15 protein-coding genes are annotated in these 20518 nt (G+C 37.4%); 7 read left to right on the top strand and 8 right to left on the bottom strand.

Going from position 1 to position 20518, the window contains the following annotated elements; translation table 11 throughout:
• Window positions 1-5: 5 nt before the first annotated feature.
• Window positions 6-1067 carry an efflux RND transporter periplasmic adaptor subunit gene (locus ABH942_RS06155; RefSeq protein WP_370030188.1) on the bottom strand — a complete coding sequence of 354 codons (1062 nt, stop codon included), beginning with the start codon at window positions 1065-1067 and terminating at the stop codon, window positions 6-8.
• Between the two features lie 398 nt (window positions 1068-1465).
• On the opposite strand from ABH942_RS06155, the gene ABH942_RS06150 reads away from it, so the two are divergent.
• Window positions 1466-3838 carry a GAF domain-containing protein gene (locus ABH942_RS06150; protein ID WP_370030186.1) on the top strand — a complete coding sequence of 791 codons (2373 nt, stop codon included), beginning with the start codon at window positions 1466-1468 and terminating at the stop codon, window positions 3836-3838.
• Here ABH942_RS06150 and ABH942_RS06145 read toward each other — a convergent pair.
• The gene (locus ABH942_RS06145) at window positions 3835-5019 is read right to left on the bottom strand and encodes a Pycsar system effector family protein (protein WP_370030184.1); all 1185 of its coding nucleotides are present in this window, start codon (window positions 5017-5019) and stop codon (window positions 3835-3837) included. The genes ABH942_RS06150 and ABH942_RS06145 overlap by 4 nt on opposite strands.
• Window positions 5020-5053: 34 nt before the next feature.
• Between ABH942_RS06145 and ABH942_RS06140 the strand changes: the two genes are divergently transcribed.
• Window positions 5054-8782: a metallophosphoesterase gene (locus tag ABH942_RS06140; RefSeq protein WP_370030182.1), complete on the top strand. Its 3729-nt coding sequence runs from the start codon at window positions 5054-5056 to the stop codon at window positions 8780-8782.
• On the opposite strand, the gene ABH942_RS06135 is transcribed toward ABH942_RS06140, so the two are convergent.
• Entirely contained in the window at window positions 8765-9637 is an 873-nt protein-coding gene (locus ABH942_RS06135; RefSeq protein ID WP_370030178.1) for a hypothetical protein, read from the bottom strand. The genes ABH942_RS06140 and ABH942_RS06135 overlap by 18 nt on opposite strands.
• A gap of 142 nt (window positions 9638-9779) precedes the next feature.
• Between ABH942_RS06135 and ABH942_RS06130 the strand changes: the two genes are divergently transcribed.
• From ABH942_RS06130 to ABH942_RS06115, 4 genes are read left to right on the top strand one after another with little or no spacing between them, the layout of a single operon-like run.
• Window positions 9780-11759 carry an LTA synthase family protein gene (locus tag ABH942_RS06130; RefSeq protein WP_370030176.1) on the top strand — a complete coding sequence of 660 codons (1980 nt, stop codon included), beginning with the start codon at window positions 9780-9782 and terminating at the stop codon, window positions 11757-11759.
• Window positions 11756-12637: a diacylglycerol kinase family protein gene (locus tag ABH942_RS06125; protein ID WP_370030173.1), complete on the top strand. Its 882-nt coding sequence runs from the start codon at window positions 11756-11758 to the stop codon at window positions 12635-12637. The genes ABH942_RS06130 and ABH942_RS06125 overlap by 4 nt, the downstream gene beginning before the upstream one ends.
• A gap of 33 nt (window positions 12638-12670) precedes the next feature.
• A complete protein-coding gene (locus ABH942_RS06120) occupies window positions 12671-13339 on the top strand; it encodes a response regulator transcription factor (RefSeq protein ID WP_370030171.1) in 669 nt (222 codons plus the stop codon).
• 6 nt (window positions 13340-13345) lie between these two features.
• On the top strand, window positions 13346-14746 hold the full coding sequence (locus ABH942_RS06115; RefSeq protein ID WP_370030169.1) for a sensor histidine kinase: 1401 nt from the start codon (window positions 13346-13348) through the stop codon (window positions 14744-14746).
• Here the strand turns inward: ABH942_RS06115 and ABH942_RS06110 are convergent.
• The 3 genes from ABH942_RS06110 to ABH942_RS06100 are packed head-to-tail and all read right to left on the bottom strand — an operon-like array spanning window position 14728 to window position 17673.
• Window positions 14728-16350: an ArnT family glycosyltransferase gene (locus ABH942_RS06110; protein ID WP_370030167.1), complete on the bottom strand. Its 1623-nt coding sequence runs from the start codon at window positions 16348-16350 to the stop codon at window positions 14728-14730. The genes ABH942_RS06115 and ABH942_RS06110 overlap by 19 nt on opposite strands.
• The gene (locus ABH942_RS06105) at window positions 16328-16963 is read right to left on the bottom strand and encodes a lipid-A-disaccharide synthase N-terminal domain-containing protein (protein WP_370030165.1); all 636 of its coding nucleotides are present in this window, start codon (window positions 16961-16963) and stop codon (window positions 16328-16330) included. Before ABH942_RS06105 ends, ABH942_RS06110 begins: the two co-directional genes overlap by 23 nt.
• The gene (locus ABH942_RS06100; protein ID WP_370030163.1) at window positions 16960-17673 is read right to left on the bottom strand and encodes a glycosyltransferase; all 714 of its coding nucleotides are present in this window, start codon (window positions 17671-17673) and stop codon (window positions 16960-16962) included. The genes ABH942_RS06105 and ABH942_RS06100 overlap by 4 nt, the downstream gene beginning before the upstream one ends.
• A gap of 147 nt (window positions 17674-17820) precedes the next feature.
• Between ABH942_RS06100 and ABH942_RS06095 the strand changes: the two genes are divergently transcribed.
• On the top strand, window positions 17821-18777 hold the full coding sequence (locus tag ABH942_RS06095) for an NAD-dependent epimerase/dehydratase family protein (RefSeq protein ID WP_370030161.1): 957 nt from the start codon (window positions 17821-17823) through the stop codon (window positions 18775-18777).
• Between the two features lie 80 nt (window positions 18778-18857).
• Here ABH942_RS06095 and ABH942_RS06090 read toward each other — a convergent pair whose 3' ends face one another.
• Window positions 18858-19304, bottom strand: a complete 447-nt coding sequence (locus ABH942_RS06090; protein WP_370030159.1) for a KTSC domain-containing protein — start codon at window positions 19302-19304, stop codon at window positions 18858-18860.
• 123 nt (window positions 19305-19427) lie between these two features.
• Window positions 19428-20258 (bottom strand): alpha/beta fold hydrolase, encoded by an 831-nt coding sequence (locus tag ABH942_RS06085; protein ID WP_370030156.1) that lies wholly within the window; start codon window positions 20256-20258, stop codon window positions 19428-19430.
• Window positions 20259-20518: the final 260 nt, after the last annotated feature.

Below are 20518 nucleotides of genomic sequence, written 5' to 3'. Positions count from 1 at the left end.
GGGTATTAGTTTTTTATTTGGACTTTGACAGGCATTCCGTCTTTCAAGGTCATTACACCAGTAGTAAGTATCGTATCTCCAGCTTTAATACCAGAAGTAATCAGTATGTCTTTATCTGTTCGTGCTCCAGTTTTTACAATTATTTCTTTTGCTTTTCCATTTTGGGATGTAAACAATTTTTTTCCGTTCTGAATCGGAATCAATGCCTGGGTAGGAACCAGTAAGGCATCAGGAATGTTTTCTAAAGGAAGTATTACATTGGCAAAAGTTCCCGGAAATAGCTTGCCTTCAGGATTATCTGCAATCGCTCGAAGTCTTAGTGTTCGGGTTGCTACTTCAATTTCAGGTTCAATAGCGTAAATCTTAGCCTTGAATTTTTCTTGTGAACCGGCAGTCGTAAATGTAAACTCGCCATTGACTTTCATCTGCGAGGCATATTTTTCAGGAATTGAAAAAGTAATTTTCAATCGGCTTGTATTTACCAGTTTTGCAATTACTGTAGTTGGCGTAACATAGGTTCCTTCAGAAATAGAGCGAAGTCCTATTTTTCCAGAGAAAGGAGCGCGTACCGTAGTTTTTGCAATTTGGGCACTTATAAGTTGGGATTGCGCTTTTGCTGATTTAAAATCGGCACTGGCAATGTCATATTCTTCCTGGCTGATCGCTTCTTTTTGCAAAAGCAATTTTGCTCTTCGTTCGTTTTCAGAAGCCAATCCTTGTGCGGTTTTGGCTTGTGCCAATTGCGCTCTTAATTCGATATCGTTTACTTTAAAAAGAACTTGTCCTTTTGTGACTGGCGTGCCTTCGTTAAAATTGATGCTTTCAACAATTCCAGAAACTTCACTGCGTATATCGACTTGCTCATTGGCTTCAATAGAGCCGGAAAGTGAAAGTACGTCTGCAAAATTTTGAGGCTGAACAACTACGCCGCTTACTATTGATGGCTTTTTATTTCCTGGCCCTTTTCCGTTTTCTGATTCTGATTTTTTATTATTGATAATCCGATAGGCAATCATACCGCCAATACCAAGAAGTAGGATCGCATAAACTAGATGTTTTATTTTCATGAGAAACGGGAGTTTATAATTTTATAAGTTAAGAAAAGGCCGTAATACGGCACCGAACAAAACTAAATTTTATTCTTTAATCGGATGGCTTTCTTTGCTATACTTTAACATTTTTTACACATTCTTAAAGTTAGACTGTAAAACAGGTCGAAAGTTAAATTAAGATGCCTTTTGTCGATTTTATTTTTTTTTAGCTAATTACTTTTCTATATTAGCTAAGTAGTAAATTTAAAACCGAATCTCAAAAAACAGTTCGCTGTTTTTCAAAATAAATAGTATTTAGTTTTTAGATTTTTATTTGAGAAAGCTGTCATTTTTAATGATGGCTTTTTTGTTTTCTTTTGGATTTGCGAATCTTTTATTTTCGTAAATTTGCATTCAATTTGAATCTTCAAAATATGAACCATATTCACGATAATCTCAGTCCTTTTAAAGTCAAGATTTCTTTTGCGAAAGTTATTGAGGTTTTGGAAGAAATAGCAGGTTCAGACGTGGATTATCGAGCGGCTTATGCAAAGGGACTTTTGAAAGAAATTGAACCTTTCCCTGAGCTAAGAGATGGCATCGAATCCTATCAGCAGATTGAAAAGCATTACTTGCGCATCAAATATCTTTTGTCAGACTTGTTTCCAACAGCTTTAACAAATAACGAAATTAAGGCAGTAACTATTCCGTTTGACAATTATATTTTTAATACTACAGAAAGGCTTAACACGATTATAAAAGAAGCCGGTGAAGATTTTGAGATTATCATCAGAGATTTTGATGAGCACCAGTTCTATGTTATGAACTGTTTGATTATACTGAACTATTATTACGGCTCTAAAATTGATTTCAGCACTCCAATTTTTTATGATATTCCAAATGCGGATGGAATTATAAAACATTACAGGATTCTCTATAATGCTGATTTTTTAGAAGTATTTCCTACTGAAAAATCAATTGCACTTACTCAGGAAGATATTAATCTGTTGATTGATAATTATGATGACCTGGCACTTTGGAAAGAAAAATTTCCGCCGGGAAGCTGGATACTTAAAGGTTTCGGGATTATGACGCTTTATGATAATTCAGTAGAGAGCGCCATTTCGAATCTGAAGAGTAATCTTTTAAGCAATAACCAAGGAAGTGAACTAAAAAAAGAGACAATCGAAACTATATTCAGGTCTATATATAAAATTCCTGATTTGCGAACCGGTTTTGCTGCATTCAGTAGTGACGGCACCCGATTGAGAAAAGCTGATTTTGAAGAAGAAATGCATAGCTTTTTGCTGACAGGTCTGGAAGAAGATTGCCGAAATGCTTTGGGCGAATGTTCGTTGGAAACTTTGGTAGGACAGAAAAAGTATTTTATCATTTCAGATGTAAAAGAATTCCTGCTTGCCAATCCGGGAGAAAAAGGACTTGCGGAACACTTGCTTTCGCAGAATGTGCAAAGCTGTATTTTTGCTCCGGTCATCAAAGATGAAAAGTTTCTTGGAATTGTTGAATTGGTTTCGTCCGAACCAAAACAGCTGAATAGTGTAAATGCAAACAAGCTGGATTTGGTCATGCCTTTTCTGGTAGATACTATTGATAGGTATTTTTCAGACATGCAAAACCAGATTGATGCAATAATCCAGAAGGAATATACGGCTATTCATCCAAGCGTCTACTGGAAATTCAGGGAAGAAGCTTCCTTGCATACTACCGACAAAAATGCCAGGGATTTGCCTTTTAAAGAAATTGTATTTAAAGAAGTATATCCGTTATACGGACAGATTGATATCAAAGGATCTTCTGTGGCCCGAAATGAGGCTATTGAAAAAGACCTTACGGCCCAGATTGAAAGGCTTCTTAGGTTGCTTCGTTTTGTGAGCGATAACCTAAAACTTCCGGTAATCTACCAGAATGTTTTTGAACTGGAAGATTTGGAAAAACAACTGAAAGAAACTTTAAAAGCAGATACGGAGTCGCTTATCCAAAGTTATGTGCTAAACGAAGTACACCCGATGTTGCGTCATTTTAAAGATTCTAATGAAGTGGTTCGTGCAAAAGTAGAAACCTATTTTAAGTCGCTCGATCCTAAAATAATGATGGTTTATGACGCCAGGAAAGATTTTGACCAGACGCTTTCACTAATCAATAAAAAAATGGCCTTTTTGCTTGATAAAAAGCAAGAAGAAGCCCAGTCGTTTTTTCCACATTATTACGAACGGTTTAAGACGGATGGAGTTGAGCACAATCTTTACATAGGTGCTTCTATTGCGCCACAACTTTCGTTTAGCCATGTTTATTTAAGCAATTTGCGTTTATGGCAGCTTCAGGCATTGTGCGAGCTGGAAAACGAATATTACCATATGCGACCTTCGCTTCCGTATGATCTGGATGTGACTTCGCTTATCCTTGTTTTCAGTACGCCAATTTCAATACGATTCAGAATGGATGAAAAACGTTTTGATGTTGACGGCACCTATAATGCCCGCTATGAAGTTGTGAAAAAAAGAATTGACAAGTCGAACATAAAAGGAACGGAAGAAAGAATTACCCAAAAAGGGAAAATTACGATTGTCTATTCGCAACATCAGGAAGAAGTTGAATACAGAAGATATATTAGCCTGTTGCAACATAAAAACAAGCTGGGGGCTATCGAAACTTTTGAGGTTGAAGACCTTCAAGGTGTTACCGGACTAAAAGCCTTGCGAGTTGAAATTCTGTATAGTAAGTCTGACGAATCAGAAAATGGTTATACCTATCAGGATTTGGTAAAAGAGCTGTCTCTTAAGAACTAAACCGTCTTAAAAGCCCATACAAAAGCAATCACGGAAGTAATAATGCCAAACATAAATACGGTATAAGTAATACGCAACAGCTTATATTTTCGGTTTAAGACTAATCCGAGATAATACAAATCCTTAATCATAGAATTGTAAAGATATTCACGATCTTTCATCAGTACATTCATAGCCCATTGGTACTCGTCCAAAGGCATTTTGTGGAAATTTCCGAAAAACAGAAGATTGACTTTTTTCTCTTCAATATCTTTTCGCGTAAAAAGGCCGCTTGTTACTTTTGGTCGCGTTGAAAGTATGGCAAAAATGATGGAAATAACGCTAAACATCAGCATTACAAAGGTAGGAATGATCAAGTGTGCGTTAGTCGGACTGTCCAGCTTAGGGATTAAAGTTGACAAAGCAATCGAAATGATAATTGCATTAACAGAAAGAAGGATGTTTGCTTTACTATCTGCAATCTGGCTGAGTTTGGTGTGGTTGTTCAGCGTCACACGAAACATCGTGTCGATTCCTCTTTCGGGAGTTTCAAACCTTTCCAGCTTTTTTTTGTTCAGGGCATCTTTTGTTTTTTCCTTTTTTCCTTTTTCCCAATCCGTAATCTTATCCTGCAATTCAGAAAGATTTAGGTCTTTTTGAGGTTGCCAGTTCGCCTTGGCTGAATCGGTATAAAAACGATGGTATTTCAGGAGTACGGTCCTGTTTTCTTTTGCCCATTCTAAATTGGAATATTCTTTATGGGCTACAATTTTCCATTCCTGACGCAACAGTTCTGCAAAATTTGAATATTCTTTGTGCCCAAAATGAGAACAGTCAGCATCACGGATTATCATTTCCAGGTGGTTTTCTGGACTGCGCTTGAGTTCGGTAGCAAGTATCAATGCCTTAACTTTAGAAGTCTTGTCATCCGGATACCCATTTTCTTTTAGAAAATCTGCTGCAATCTGAGCTCCTTTTTCTTCATGTTGTTCCGCTCCGCTAATATATCCTGCATCGTGAAACCAGGCCGAAATTTCAAGAATTTCTGCCTCTTCTTCAGAAACTTTTTCCCATTTAATCAATAGCCGTACGCTATCAACAACCCTTAAAGTATGATTAAAATTATGGTAAATATAATTGGAAGATAAGTTATCTTTGAATAATTGAAATATAAAATTTTCAGCCTTTTGAAGAATATTCATATCAAATAAATTGAATTAAATCCACTACCAAATTATGAAATTATTTTGGCTTAATGTAACACGTAAACGAAATATAACACCTTTCAAGTATATCTGCTTGGTAATTTTTTTACAGTCTTGTGCCACGAATCATTCCCAGTTTGGTAGTAAGACGCCGGTTAAGATAAAAGACAATTTTGATAATCCCAAAACAATTTCACATACGTTCTATCTTGTGGGCGATGCAGGCAATGCCGATGAGATCAAAGCACAGCAAATCCTTAAGCTGTTTGAAGAGCGGTTAAAAAAAGCAGATACAAACAGTACATTGCTTTTTTTGGGCGATAATATTTATCCGCTTGGGATGCCTCCAAAAGACAGTCCTGACCGAAAAACAGCCGAAGAAAAGCTGAATATCCAGCTGGAATTGTCAAAAGGTTTTAAAGGAAAAACAATATTTATTCCGGGAAATCATGATTGGTATAATGGAGTAGAAGGTCTGAAAGAACAGGAAAGACTGGTTAACGAATATCTTAAAGAAAAAAAATCATTCCTTCCCAGAAAGAATTGCGGAATCGACCATTTGAATATCAATGATAATGTAGCGTTGATTGTAGTAGACAGTGAATGGTTTTTAGAAGATTGGGACAAACATCCTACCATTAATAACGACTGCGATATCAAGACGCGCGAACAGTTTTTTGATGAATTGGAAAGCAGACTGAATGACAATCAGAAAAAAATGACGATTCTGGCTATCCATCATCCGCTTATGAGTAATGGAACGCATGGCGGAGAATTTTCTTTAGAAAAACATCTTTTTCCGTTAGAGAAAAAAATACCGATGCCCGTACTTGGAACCATCATCAATTTGTTGCGTAAAACTTCGGGTATCAGTCCACAAGACTTGCAGAACAAGAAATACAATGCTTTTGTCAAAAGAGTCAAGACATTGATACAGAATCGTAATAATGTGGTTGTAGTCTCAGGTCACGATCATAATTTGCAATATATCGATAAGGATAATATCAAACAGATTATTAGTGGGGCGGGATCAAAACACGAAGCCGCAAGAGCAATCAATGAGAACGATTTCTCATTTGGACACAACGGTTATGCTGTATTGGAAGTGTTAGAAAACGGAGCTTCAAAAGTGTCTTATTATGGAGCCGATTCAAAAGGAAAAGAAGGGCTTTTATACAAGCAACAGCCAACTTTTCCAAGACCAAAGCCAAATTTGAGAGAATATCCAAACAATTTTCCAACCTCTAAAGACACATCCGTTTACACGACAAAAATGACGACAAAAGGCGGTGCTTACCGTTTTCTTTGGGGCAAACATTACAGAAAAATCTACAGTACTCCAATAAAAGCCAGAAGCGTAAGCCTTGATACCTTATATGGCGGGCTAACACCTACAATTTCAGGCGGAGGTCACCAATCCAAATCACTTAGATTGGTGGATAAAGACGGTAAGGAATATGTGATGAGAGCCCTAAAGAAAAGTGCCACAAGATTCCTGCAGTCGGTTGCTTTTAAAGATCAGTCTGTAGAAAAAGATTTCCGCGATACCTATGCAGAAGACTTTATCATGGATTTTTATACTACTGCCCATCCCTATACGCCATTTGTTGTTTCTGAACTGGCGGACAAGGTTGGTATAAGTCATTCCAATCCAAAATTATTTTATGTGCCAAAGCAAAACAGGCTGGCATTGTTTAATGAAGAATATGGTGATGAGCTTTATATGATTGAAGAGCGCCCTATGAGTGCATTTAAAGATTTAAAGAGTTTTGGAAAACCTGATAAAATTATCAGCACAGATGATGTTTTGGCGAATATCAGAGCTGATGAAAAATACCAAATAGATGAACCAAGTTATATCAGGGCGAGATTATTCGACATGCTGATTGGCGATTGGGACAGGCATTCCGACCAATGGAGATGGGGCGAATATAAAGAAAAGGGCAAAGTGATTTATCGTCCGATTCCACGCGACAGAGATCAGGCATTTTCCAGATATGATGGCGCCCTGTTATCAATTTTGATGAACTTTCCGGCCTTGCGTCACATGAGATCATTTGATGATAAGCTCGATAATGTAAAATGGTTCAATCGCGAAGCCTATGCGTTGGATTTGGCCTTTATTACAAAATCAGATGAAAGCGTATGGAAAGAACAGGCCAAGTACATAACAGATAATCTTTCCAATGCAGAAATTGACAAGGCTTTTGAAATACTGCCAAATGAAGTTAAGGATGCTTCGATAGAAAAAATAAAATCAGACCTAAAAGCCAGAAAAAAACATCTGGAAAAATACGCACATCAGTATTATAAAGTGTTGCAGAAAACCGTGCTTATAGTCGGGACTGATAAAAAAGACCGATTTGTAATCACAAGAGAAGGAAATGAGACTAAGGTTGAGGTATATCGTATCAAAAAAGACAAGGAAGAACTGATCCGCCAGAGAACTTACCATACTCCGGAAACCAGAGAATTGTGGGTGTATGGTTTGGATGACGATGATATTTTTGAAGTAAAAGGCGAAGGCAGAAAAAAACTCAAGATACGACTACTTGGAGGACAAAACCACGATACGTATGATGTGGAAAGCAGCCGTAAAATAAGAATCTATGATTCTTCAACAAAAGACAATACGGTTGTCAACACCGGAAAAGGAGAGAAAATGCTTTCGGATTCCTATCAGATCAATACCTATGATTATGAGAAGCCAAAATACAATGTAATGGCTGGTTATCCGCTATTAGGATTCAACCCTGATGACGGTGTCAAAATAGGTGCAAGGGTCAATTATACTGTAAACGGCTTTAACAGATTTCCATACTCGCAAAGGCATGTCGTTGGAGGTAACTATTATTTTGCAACCAGCGGTTTTGAATTGTTCTACAAAGGAGTTTTTCCACATCAAATTGGGAAATGGAATTTAGTAGTTGATGCGCTTTATACCAGTCCTAACTTTAGTGTGAATTATTTTGGTATTGGAAACGAAACCGAAAATCCGGATGATGATATCAATATGGATTATAATCGTGTGAAGATAAGAAGACTGAAAGCTACACCGTCATTGCAATGGACAGGAGAAATGGGCGGTTCGGCAATCGTTCAGGCGAGTTTTGAGAGAGTAAGTGTAGACCGAACTCCTGGCCGATTTGTAAGTCAGCCGGGAATTGTAAATCCTGATGTTTTTGACTATAAAAATTTTGTTGATCTGAGTGCCAAATATACTTTTGAAAACTATGACAATCCGTCGAATGCAACTTTGGGAATGATTTTCTCATTAATGGGAGGTTATACCATAAATGTAAACGAAACCGAAAGGAAATTCCCGTATGCAGAAAGTTCACTGGGATTCACCTATAAAATTTCAACCAGCGGTAACTGGGTATTGGCTACGTTATTAAAAGGAAAAGCATTATTTGATGATGATTTCGAGTTCTATCAGGCAGCAACTGTTGGTGGCGATACGGATTTGCGCGGTTTCAGAAACCAGCGTTTCTCAGGAAAGCAATCTTTTTACCAAAGTACAGACCTTCGTTGGAATCTTGGAAAAATAGACAATGGTGTTGCGCCTCTGCGTTATGGTGTATTTGGAGGTTTTGATTATGGACGTGTATGGGTACCAAATGAAGAATCAGACAAATGGCACCAGGCTTATGGTGGTGGAGTTTGGATTAATGGTGTAAACCTGATTACGGGCAAACTATCGCTTTTTAATTCGGCAGACGGGCTAAGAGTTTCAGCAGGATTAGGATTTGGATTTTAAATCAGATAATTTAATCTCATAAAGATTACCTCCTGTTTTTTTGCTCTTTTCGTCCACGATAAGCAAAGTTTGATTGTCTTTAAAGCAGATGCCTTCTTTTTGGGTCACATCATTCAGCTCAAACATTTCAGTCTTTCCATTTAGGAAATCGTCTGCTTTAAAATCAGAAAGTATCCACACTTTGCTGGCACTGAGCAAGGCTATCTTTTTTCCATCAGGACTAATATCTGCACTGGTGATGGCACATTTATGATAGTTGTTACAGGCTTTAAATTTGCCTAACAATTGGGCTTTGTGATTGCCGCTTTGGTTTGGTACTTTATACAGCATGACCGTTCCGTCAAATCCTTTGCTTCTGTTTTTGGTGAAAATGTAAAAATTTCCCTTGTAGATAAAGAAAGATTCGGCATCATAAAAAAGTTCTGATTTTTTAGGTGGGAATTGCGTTTGTTCAGGATAATAGAATTCTATTTTAGAAGGTGAAACAGCAGTCTCGTTTTTCAGATCGGAAGCATTGATTTTGTAGATGCATAAATCTTTACGGATATTGTCATTATTGCCAAAATCACCTACATATAAATTTCCTTCCTCATCAGCGGTCAGATCTTCCCAATCTACATTTTTTGCATTTTCGAGCGTCACAGTATGCGTAATCTTTCCATCGGCAGCAAGGCCATAAATTTTATTCTTATTGCCACTGTCTTCAGCTACCCAAATAAGATTAGAAACTTTTGAAACTGCTACGGCAGACGCTTCTTTTAAAGACAACTTCTTAGTATTGGTAGGTATTTCTTGTGATGTTCCCGAACAAGAGTACAGCATTGAAGAGATTAGGAGAAATGATAGTGATTTCATAAGCAGATTTTAATACGTAAATATATGAAATCGAGGACAAGAAACATAAGTTACGTATTCTTAAGATTTACTTAAGACTGGCTTAACAATCCAATTTGATATTCTGTTCGCCGTTACCTTTGCAATACCAAACACTATGAATATGGAAGCCCCTAAGTCAAGGTTTAAATTCGCATTTTCCTCATCGCGATTTTCGCTGCTATGGAATTTTTTCAAAGGATTTTTGTTGCTATCGTTATTACTTCGCATTGCATTTATGCTATGGCAGATGGATGAAGTATCCTGGAGTCCGATAGCGGTAATAAGAACTTTGGCAACCGGAATGTTTTTTGACATAGGAGTAGTTGGCTTTGTAGCCTTGCCGGGAATACTTTATTTGTTATTGTTTCCAAACCGGTATGTAGGCTCCAGGCTCGATCGAATTCTTGTTTATTTTTTCTTTTCGCTGACAGTACTGCTGTTGGTGTTTGTGTTTTTTGCAGAAATTACTTTCTGGGAAGAATTTCGTACCCGTTTTAATTTTATTGCTGTCGATTACCTCATTTATACGCATGAAGTTGTCAGTAACATACAAGAATCGTATCCGCTGCCTTACCTTATCTCGGGTGTGGCGCTGATTACCTTTTTGATTGTGTTTTTATTCCAAAAAAGAGGTGTTTTTGCCTGGACATTTGCAGCAAAGGCTACTGTAAAAGAAAAAATTTCTGTATTTGCCATTACTGCTGTATTGTTGTTGTGTTACATCGGATTCGTAAAAAATACTCAGGCAGAATGGTCATCGAACCGTTATAATAACGAAATATCTAAGGCCGGAATCTATTCTTTTTTTGCAGAGTTTCGCAATAATCAGATGGAATATACTAGGTTTTATACTTCCATAGATTCAAAAAAAGCCTTTGAAATTGCCAGAGAACAAGTCAAACAATCTGACAGTCGTTTTTTGAAAGATGGCACCTCTATCCGAAGAGATATAACAGATGCACAGCCTTCTGATGGAAAACCTAATGTGGTTTTTATACTGATGGAAAGCATGAGCGGTAGCTTTATGAAAGAATTCGGCAATGAAAAAGGCATAACGCCAAATATGGACAAACTGGCACAAGAAAGTATTTTCTTTAGTAATCTTTATGCAACCGGAACCCGCACAGTACGCGGAATGGAAGCCGTAACATTATGCATACCGCCTACTCCCGGACAGAGTATCGTAAAGCGACCAGACAATCAGGGACTTTATACGGTTTCTAATGTTTTTAAAGAAAAAGGATATCAGAGCAGTTTCTTTTACGGTGGCGATGGTTATTTTGATAATATGAACAGTTATTTTGGTGGTAACGGTTTTACCATATACGACCGAGGCAGAGGAAGTGTACTGAGTGACAAAATCAAAACCCAACGACATAATATTGATGATAGCGAAGTGACTTTTGAAAATGCCTGGGGAATCTGTGATGAAAATATATATGACAAGATGCTAAAAGTGGCAGACGAACATTATGCTGACAAGAAACCGTTTTTCAATTTTGTCATGACCACTTCTAACCATAGACCTTATACCTATCCTGAAAATAAAATTGATATTCCTTCAGGAACAAATAGGGACGGTGCTGTTAAATATGCAGATTTTGCGTTAGGAGAGATGTTGGAAAAAGCAAAAAATAAGCCATGGTTTAAGAATACCGTTTTTGTAATTATAGCAGATCATTGCGCCAGCAGTGCAGGAAAAGACGAAATTGATGTCGCAAATTATCATATTCCGGCTTTTATTTATAATTTGCCGGCCCAAACGCCGGAAAAAATTCAGCAACAATGCTCACAGATTGACTTGTTTCCAACTTTATTTTCAAAATTACATTGGAATTACCGTTCTAATTTTTTTGGAAAAAATGTTTATGATAAGGAATATACAGAACGTGCTTATGTAGGAACCTACAGAAAGCTGGTTTACATGAAAAAGGAAAAAGCCATGATTCTATCCGATCAGAAAAAACAGGCTTTTTATGATTGGAATAAAAAAACCAATGAACTTAAGTCGATTCCGATGGACAAAAAGTTTTTGGAAGAAACCATTGCGGGTTATCAGGCCGCCGATTATTTATTTACAAACAAATTGCTTAAAGAATGACATACATTCATTTTATAGTTAACCCTATTTCAGGGAAAGGAAAACACAGCATCACTAAAGAATTTCTGAAAGGCTATTTTCCGGAAACAGATTATAGGGTTGAAATTGACTATTCCAACTATAAAAAACATGCAATTGCATTGACAGAAAAAGCCATAAGCCAACAGCCTGACATTATTGTAGCCTGTGGTGGTGACGGTACTATTAGCGAAATAGCTTCGCAGTTGGTCAATACCAATATAAAACTTGGAATTATTCCTGTAGGTTCTGGAAATGGCCTGGCTTCAAATCTTGACATTCCAAAAAATATAACACAGGCAATCGAAATCATCAAGAAGCAAAAATCGGTAGCAATTGATTCAGGCAGAGTCAACCAACACTGTTTTTTTAGCAACATGGGACTTGGTATTGATGCCATGATTATCAAAAAATACGAAAGCACGAACAAACGCACACTCACGGCTTATGTGAATGCTTCTCTTAAAGCCAGTTCACAGTACAAGCCGCAAAAGGCAATATTGCGCTACAATGGTAAAGAACATTTAGTAGATCCGTTTTTGCTTTTTATTTCTAATTCTAACGAAATGGGTTATAACATGAGCCTCACTCCAAAAGCCAGCCTTTCTGACGGATTTTTAGATATGCTGTACGTGCCTCGTATCGGTTTTTTCGAAAAAATGTTTTTTGGCGGATTGGTAGTAGCCAAAAAAAGCGAAAAATTCAAAAAGGCAGAACATGTTATGATTCAGAGTTTGAATGCTGAATTGCCAGATAGAATTTTTACTGATGTGCAGATTGATGGCGAATATCACAGGTTGGAAACCAATAAGGTTCAGGTGGATATTTTACCGAAATCGCTAAACGTATTGGTGGCATAATATTTTGACTGTTTTTATATTAAATTGTTGGTTATGAACATTCTGGTAGCTGAAGACGAAATAGGGATTTCCAACTTCCTCAAGCAAGGACTTGAAGAAGAAAATTATATGGTGACTGTAGCCTCTGATGGAGAAAAAGCATTACGATTGGCTCTTTCACAACCTTTTGACTTGCTGTTGCTGGATTGGATGCTTCCCAAATTATCAGGAATAGAAGTTTGCAAGTCATTCCGAAAATCCGGGAGAACAGCGCCTGTATTATTTCTAACAGCCAAAGATACGGTACAGGAAACTATTGAAGGACTTAAGGCGGGAGCCAATGATTATATCAAAAAACCATTCAGTTTTGAAGAACTTTTAGAACGCATAAAAGTACAGTTTCGCTCTGCTGTTGCAGAAAATGCAAGCTATGTGCTTGGACCTATTCATTTGGATAAAGAGAAACATCAGGTTTTTATCAATGATATTGAAGTTTACCTCACACAGAAAGAATTTTCTCTTTTAGAATACCTCATAAAAAATAAAGGCACCGTATGTAGCAGAAGCCAGATCATCAAAGAAGTGTGGAATATTCATTTTGATTATGAATCCGGAGTTATAGATGTATTTATCAATTCTATACGAAAAAAGCTCGGGCTTCGAAAAGAAGAAGACTATATCAAAACTGTCCGTGGAATTGGCTATATTGCAAATGAAATTTAGCCTATTATGTCTTTATCTTTCAAAAACAGAATTGCTGTATACAACCTTATTAGTGCGGCAGCGTTAATCGCTATTGTTTTTGGAGTTGTCTATTCTGTAGTTAGGTTTTCTGTTAATTATGACGTTAACCATGATCTCGATACAGAAATCCGTTACCATCAGGAATTTGTAGAAAAACAGCCAATCAACCATCTCATGTTGGTTGAACCAAGTGAATGGGAGGAAAGCGAACATAACGAAATTAATGTCAACCCTGTATTTGTACAGATTTTTGACAGCAACGGCCGGTTTTATGAAAAATCCAGAAACCTCAAAGACGAAACCCTGAAATTTAAATATGGTGAAAAAGAGACCTATACAGAAGATACTTTTCTGGCAGGCATTCCTGTAAGACAAGTACAGGCACCATTGATAAGCGATGAACATATAGTAGGTTATGTCATTATAGCCATGTCAATGGAACAGGAAATCCGACTTCTTGATAATTTAAGCCAGGTACTTATTATTGCTTTTTTTACAGTATTGTTGGCATTGTTTTTTATTACACGTTTTATTGCAGGTAAAAGTATCAGACCCGCTGTCGATATTATCAATACGACAAGTAAAATAACAAACAACAATTTGGGAGAAAGAATAGAACTTCCCAAAAATAAAGACGAGCTTTTTGAACTGTCAACTTCCATAAACCAATTGCTGGATCGTATTGAAGACGCAGTCGTACGGGAACGCAAATTTACTTCAGACGCTTCTCATGAACTTCGAACACCTTTAGCCGTTATCCAGGGAACACTTGAAGTGCTAATCAGGAAGCCTCGAAAAAGTGCGGAATATGAAGAAAAGATACGGTATTGTATCAGCGAAGTAAATCGGTTAAACGATTTGGCAGATCAGTTACTGCTGCTCGCACGATTCGAAAATCAGAAAGCAGCTGTTCAGATAGAAAACGTTGAATTGGACGAAATCATCCTTCAGGTTTTAGAGCGTTATTCCTCGAGAATTGCGGCTAAGGATATTGCCTTAAGTTTTGAATTCAGCGATCATTATAAGATATGCTCGGATGCTTATCTGGTATCTGTTATTCTTGAAAACCTGATTTCTAATGCCGTAAAATATACCAAAGAAAAAGGCAAGATTGTGATTACCCTTGACGAATCAGATGGTAAAATTTCCTGTAAGATTGCTGACAGCGGTGTAGGTATCGATCCCGAGGATCTGCAAAAAATCTATAACGAATTTTTCCGGGCAGAAAGCCAGCGTCAATCCATCAAAGGCACGGGACTTGGCTTGTCAATTGTTAAGAGATTATGCATTCTGCTCAATGCTGAATTAAATATCCAAAGTGATTTAGGTAAAGGCACGACAGCCATAGTTTTATTTAAAGCGGCAGATTATCGGGAAACGATATAAAAGTCGCGCTGTAATCTTTTTTTATAGCTCTTTTTTGATTTTGGAACCGGATTCATATCAACCGTAAGCAGCTTTTCTATTTTATAGCCGCCAAATACTTCCATAAGTTTAGTTTTTTCGTCAATATTGACCAACAAGCCAAACCGGTTTTCCTTAGGAATTCTGATTTTGCCGTTATCAGCTACTAAAGGAATTGATTCTCCATACTCCCAGATCATTTCAGGGCAATAGTTTTGCAGGTCATAAATTTCAATGTTCTCTTTAGCTTTTACAACATGGAGTTCTTTGGGTGAATAATAATCTGGATTTTCTAAGAATGCTCCTATCAAAGGCAGGCCGAAAGTAACAATGCAAATCTCAAAGGCTATGATACTGTAAAAAGCCCTGCCAAAATTATTTTTTAACAGGGACCGTATGATAATGATGCCACAAATTAAAGAAGCAATAGCAACCAATACATACCATAACCAGAATCCATTTAGGTTTTTTAAGACAAAAGGTAAAATAAAAGGTATTGCAAGAGCTATAATCCCCAATAGGCCAAAAGCAAAATAGGCAAGCCATTTCTCATTTTTGGCTAACGTTTTGAATTTTTCAAAAAGATACTCTACATAAAATCCCGTATTCAATGCCATAGGAATTAGTACTGGAAGAAGATATCTTGATTTTTTTTCTGGAATAAGAGATAACAATACTACTGATGCCAACGTCCAGAATAAAGTAAATCGATATGCTTTGAGGTTTGTAACCCGGGTTTTCATATAAGGGTAGAGCAGGGCGATAAGACTAGGAATAGCCCAAATACCACTTTGTGTAAAAAAGCTCCAATAATAAAAAAACGGACGGGTATTGTAACTGGCCCAACGGGTGGCTTCTCTTGTAGTTGTTTCTATAAACGATTGTGGATCGGCAAAGCGAACATACAATGGCCAGGAAAGACCAAGAACTATACCTAATACGACTACCAAAATACCATAATGCCATCGGCTTTTTAGTTTAAATCCATACGTAAATCCATAGGCAATAAGAAAAGGAAGAAATAATGCATATAATGAAATAGGTCCTTTGCTAAGGAATGATAAGCCAAAGAATAGCCCGGATAGTAGTGCGTTTTTGGCTTTTGCAGTATCTTCTTGTAACAGCTTCCACAGAAAATAAAGAGAAGCCATCATAAAGCTGTGCGTATACATATCCCATTGGTTGTCCCTGCCTCCAAAAAAAATATAAAAAGAAGTAATCAGCAGTAGTCCGTTATGAAAACTCTGTTTTTCAGACAGGCCAAGCTTTTTTGAAAATTGATAAGCCATTAAAACTAAAAATGCCGTAATCAATACTACGGGCAACCGCAAACCATACAGATTGTCAAATCCGAATAAAACTCCGGCTAAGGCTGTCAGCCAGGTTGGTAATGGTGGTTTTTCATAACGTGGCAAACTGTTGATTGTAGTAAGTAGCCAATTGTCATTGACAACCATTTCCCGGGCAGTAATAAAGTTTCGGGCTTCCATTATATTAACATAAATAACATCAAGATGCGGAAGGAGCAATACCAGACTAACGAGCACTAAAAGGAGCGGATATTTATGAGACAGCAGTTCTTTCATTTTTCAGGATAATTAGAATACTTCTGGAATAAATAACAATACCGAGCAGATGTCCGGCAAAAAGGACTGGATCTTTGCGGATAATCGCATAAGTAAGAATCAACAGTGACCCGAAAAAACTAATCGTCCAGAAACCTAAAGGCAAAGACGATTCCTTTCTTTTTTCAGAATAGAGCCATTGGTAGATAAACCGAAATGTAAAAAGTATTTGGGAAAAGATACCAAGCCATAGCAGCCAAACCGGAATATTTTCGTTTTTCAACAGTCGGTCCAGATCATAAGAATTATTGTTGTAACCATAAACAATAAGCAATGCAGGGAAGAGAAGAATAAAAACACGGAAAACCTTGTGTAGTTTTTTCCATTCGCCTTGAAGCTGAAGGTTTCGGATATAAATGTAATACGTAATAGCCTGACCCAGCATAATTGAAAAATCATCTCTCAGATAACCATACACAAAAAGCAGGAAAGCTGCCAATAAGCTGATTTGCCAGAACAATATAGGCGTAAGGATACGTTTGTGTTTTTCAGAAAGAAGCCATTGCAAAACCAGTCGGCTCGAAAAAAGAATCTGAGCCGTAAACCCAATAGCATATATCAGCCACGAACTCATCCTTTATGCTTTATAGTGTAGTTGATGTATTTTTTCTTCATCCACAGATAGGCAAAACAATCTTGCAGCGGCCCAATTAGCCTGTTCCAAAGATGGAATTTGGAAACGCCTGCTATTCTGGGAAAATGTTTTACCGGTACCTGTTTGATTCTGCCTTCTTGTAACAGAACCATAGCGGGCAGGAAGCGATGAAGACCATTGAACATCGGTATTTTTTTGGCTACATCGGTACGGATAATCTTTAACGGACAGCCCGTGTCGTCCATACCATCATGTGTAAAAGCACGTCGAATACCGTTGGCTATTTTAGACGAAAGATTTTTGACAAAAGAATCCTTGCGATTAGAACGTACGCCTGTCACAAGCTCGTGAGTGTCTGCATATTCCAAAAGAATATTGAAATCCATAGGGTCAGTCTGCAAGTCGGCATCGATATAACCAACCCATGGAGTGTCGGCAGTATCAAATCCTGCTTTTATAGCTGCACTGAGACCGTAGTTTTTGTCAAAAGAAATAAATTCGAAAGCGGTTGTATCAGAGCAGATTTCTTCTATTATTTTTTGGCTATTGTCTTTTGATCCGTCATTAATGAAAAGCACTTTTGTTTTTTTTCGGGCATGGAGCATGAAACCGGACAATTCCTGTTGTACTCTCAGGAGATTGTCTTCTTCATTATAAACAGGGATTATAATGGTAAGCTCAAAGTTCATCTGTAGTAGTTTTGTTCCTCAAAATTAATTCAAAATCAATGAAATAACCGCCTACTTAACACAAATTTCCCTTAAAGTTAATCTAAGAAGGAAAGCATTTCGCGATAGGTTTCTTAAATTTATAGAAACTATTAAAACATCCAAATCATGCGAATGCTCATAACAGGAGCCGCAGGCTTCATCGGATCACATTTGGCCGAAAGATTACAAGATCTAGGTCATGAAACAGTAGGTTTTGATAATTTTTCAAGCTATTATGCTCTCGAACTTAAAGAGCTAAATGCGACAATACTTCAAGACAAAGACATAGTTGTGCATACGCTAGATCTGAGAGATAGCGACGCATTGGCTAGTATGACACCAGATTTTGATTACATTTTCCATCTGGCTGCACAACCGGGTATTTCGACCGATTGTACTTTTGAGGATTATCTTTCCAATAATTTTGTTGCAACCAAAAATCTGATTGATTTTGCTCTCCGTTGCAAGAACCTGAAGCTTTTTGTGAATATAGCAACTTCCTCTATCTACGGATTGCAGGCTTCTTATGATGAAGAAAAAGTGCCGGAACCCATTTCTTTTTATGGTGTTACAAAACTGGCAGCAGAAGAACTGGTGCTGGCAGCAAGCAGAGAACACAAGATTAAGGCCTGTTCCTTACGGCTTTATTCTGTATATGGGCCAAGAGAAAGACCGGAAAAATTGTATAGTAAACTTATAGCAGCCGCTTTTTCAGGAGAAGTGTTTCCACTTTATAAAGGTAGCGGGACGCATTTGAGGAGTTTTACGTATGTACAGGATATTATTGATGGCATTGTCAGCGTAATTGGAAAAGAAGAAGCTGTGAATAGTCAGATTATCAATATCGGTACGGAGAAAGAACATACTACACAGCAAGGCATAGATGCTATAGAAAAAATTACTGGGAAAAAAATCAGGATTGAATCGGTAGCTCCACGTCCTGGAGACCAAATCCGCACGCATGCTGTAATAGGAAAAGCAAGAAAATTGCTAGGCTATAATCCCAAAACTTCTTTTGAAGATGGACTAAGGGCTCAGGTAGAATGGTATACAACCTATTTTGCCTGTGAAGAAACATTTTGAATTGGAACAGCCTAATATAAATTGAAATAAAAAAGCTCTTGAATTCCAAGAGCTTTTTGTTTGTATGTAGTATTTGAAGATTAATCTTCAGCCATAACGCCCGCTTTTCTGTAGATAAAGCTGCCATAAATATGTCTTCTTGCAAAACGGCTTGGCGATTCAGCATTTACCATCTTGATATAAGTGTTTCTAGGTACGCCAATATATTCATATGAATTTCCATCCAAATGCTGGATTACCAAAATCTGCTTCTCATAATAAAAATCATGGATATTGGATTTGGAAGTAGTTTCCTCATATTCCGAACGGTAGCGCTCCTGGGTTTCCGGATTGATACTTACCAAAAAGTGATAGGCTTCAATAACCGATTTGCTCTTTTCCTCAGCGTCCAATCTTCCTGCTTCATCATCTACAAACTTATCCGGATGTGAATCCTTCATAGTATTTCTGTAGATTGTTTTTAATTCTTTTAGCGTTACGGTTTTGTCAACTCCCAAAAGCTTTCTGTGCTCAACAATTCTTTTCATAGTAATAGTACTTCCTTTTTTATCGGGTGCAAAAGTAGGTAAATTAGGTTGTAAAATCCTAACCTATTCATTATTAATTTGTTTGATCGTTATATTGTTGAGAGTAACGGTTTTATGAGCGAGCTAATTCAGACTTTCCAAAAAACTCTTCACAGCGGTAATCGTTACTTCAGGTGCTTCTTTATGCGGTGTATGCCCAATGTCAGGAATACTAAAAACAGAAGCGGTACCATTTACCTGGCTGACTGTTTTTTCAGCCTGTTCCATAGTGCCATATTCGTCTGCTTCTCCCTGAATGAATAAAAGCGGACAGGTAATGGCGGGCAAAAAATGTTCAATATTCCAATTTCTGAAATCATCACGTGTCCAGGTTTCTGTCCAGGCCTTAAATAGTGTCTCAACTTTATCACCATGATATTTTTGAAGACGTTGTGGAAGGTCAGTCGTTTTATAAGCTCCCATAGCTTCACGGATACCTTTGAGTGTTACTTCTTCAACAAAGATATGGGCTGCTTCGCAAATTATGGTCTTGATTCTTTTTCCATATCGGCTGGCAGTAATCAGGGCGACTGAACCACCGTCACTATGGCCGAACAAAATAGCATTGTCTATTTCTAAAGTGGCAAGTAGGCTATCCAAAATATTGGCTTCCGCTTCCAAATAATTTACTGGTCTTTCGTGAGTTGGCATAGGATCAGATTTTCCATAGCCCAAACGGTCATATACCAAAACATTACACTGTACTACTTCTGCCAGTTTTTGAGGAAAATCGCGCCATAGGGCAGTGCAGCCTAAAGAATCGTGCAAGAAAACAAGTGTCGGTTGATTTTCGTAGGTTTTTTGAAATTCAATATAAAATTTGTTTCCATTGATGGCTACCCATCTGCCATTGTTTTGTGCCATAAGGTTTCGGCTCTCTTTTTTTGCCTTTTCAAAAATATAAATAACTTTCAAAAAGTTTACACCAAATGAAAGAACATGGTAAAGTTTATTTCAATAGAACTTTGCGGATCTGCGATTTTGCGAGCGATTATTTTTACGCCAAGCCGCAGAGTCGCAAAAGTATTAAACGTATATGTTTTGTCTCAAAGTTCTCTGGAACCAGATTATAAATATAACCAAGCATAAATATCAATGAAAAGAAATGAAATCGGTTACTCGGCTTTTCCATTTTTACAATTTTTGAATCGGCTGGTGTTTTAATTTTGTTGGAA

Source organism: Flavobacterium sp. 28YEA47A (assembly GCF_041262125.1).
Classification (GTDB): Bacteria; Bacteroidota; Bacteroidia; order Flavobacteriales; family Flavobacteriaceae; genus Flavobacterium.
Note: the sequence above shows the minus strand (reverse complement) of the source record. Positions and strands in the feature narration are given on the sequence as shown.

Excerpts from the sequence above, each read along its gene's own strand:
- ABH942_RS06155 (WP_370030188.1), bottom strand. The coding sequence starts at position 1,067 with ATGAAAATAAAACATCTAGTTTATGCGATCCTACTTCTTGGTATTGGC.
- ABH942_RS06150 (WP_370030186.1), top strand. The coding sequence starts at position 1,466 with ATGAACCATATTCACGATAATCTCAGTCCTTTTAAAGTCAAGATTTCT.
- ABH942_RS06145 (WP_370030184.1), bottom strand. The coding sequence starts at position 5,019 with ATGAATATTCTTCAAAAGGCTGAAAATTTTATATTTCAATTATTCAAA.
- ABH942_RS06140 (WP_370030182.1), top strand. The coding sequence starts at position 5,054 with ATGAAATTATTTTGGCTTAATGTAACACGTAAACGAAATATAACACCT.
- ABH942_RS06135 (WP_370030178.1), bottom strand. The coding sequence starts at position 9,637 with ATGAAATCACTATCATTTCTCCTAATCTCTTCAATGCTGTACTCTTGT.
- ABH942_RS06130 (WP_370030176.1), top strand. The coding sequence starts at position 9,780 with ATGGAAGCCCCTAAGTCAAGGTTTAAATTCGCATTTTCCTCATCGCGA.
- ABH942_RS06125 (WP_370030173.1), top strand. The coding sequence starts at position 11,756 with ATGACATACATTCATTTTATAGTTAACCCTATTTCAGGGAAAGGAAAA.
- ABH942_RS06120 (WP_370030171.1), top strand. The coding sequence starts at position 12,671 with ATGAACATTCTGGTAGCTGAAGACGAAATAGGGATTTCCAACTTCCTC.
- ABH942_RS06115 (WP_370030169.1), top strand. The coding sequence starts at position 13,346 with ATGTCTTTATCTTTCAAAAACAGAATTGCTGTATACAACCTTATTAGT.
- ABH942_RS06110 (WP_370030167.1), bottom strand. The coding sequence starts at position 16,350 with ATGAAAGAACTGCTGTCTCATAAATATCCGCTCCTTTTAGTGCTCGTT.
- ABH942_RS06105 (WP_370030165.1), bottom strand. The coding sequence starts at position 16,963 with ATGAGTTCGTGGCTGATATATGCTATTGGGTTTACGGCTCAGATTCTT.
- ABH942_RS06100 (WP_370030163.1), bottom strand. The coding sequence starts at position 17,673 with ATGAACTTTGAGCTTACCATTATAATCCCTGTTTATAATGAAGAAGAC.
- ABH942_RS06095 (WP_370030161.1), top strand. The coding sequence starts at position 17,821 with ATGCGAATGCTCATAACAGGAGCCGCAGGCTTCATCGGATCACATTTG.
- ABH942_RS06090 (WP_370030159.1), bottom strand. The coding sequence starts at position 19,304 with ATGAAAAGAATTGTTGAGCACAGAAAGCTTTTGGGAGTTGACAAAACC.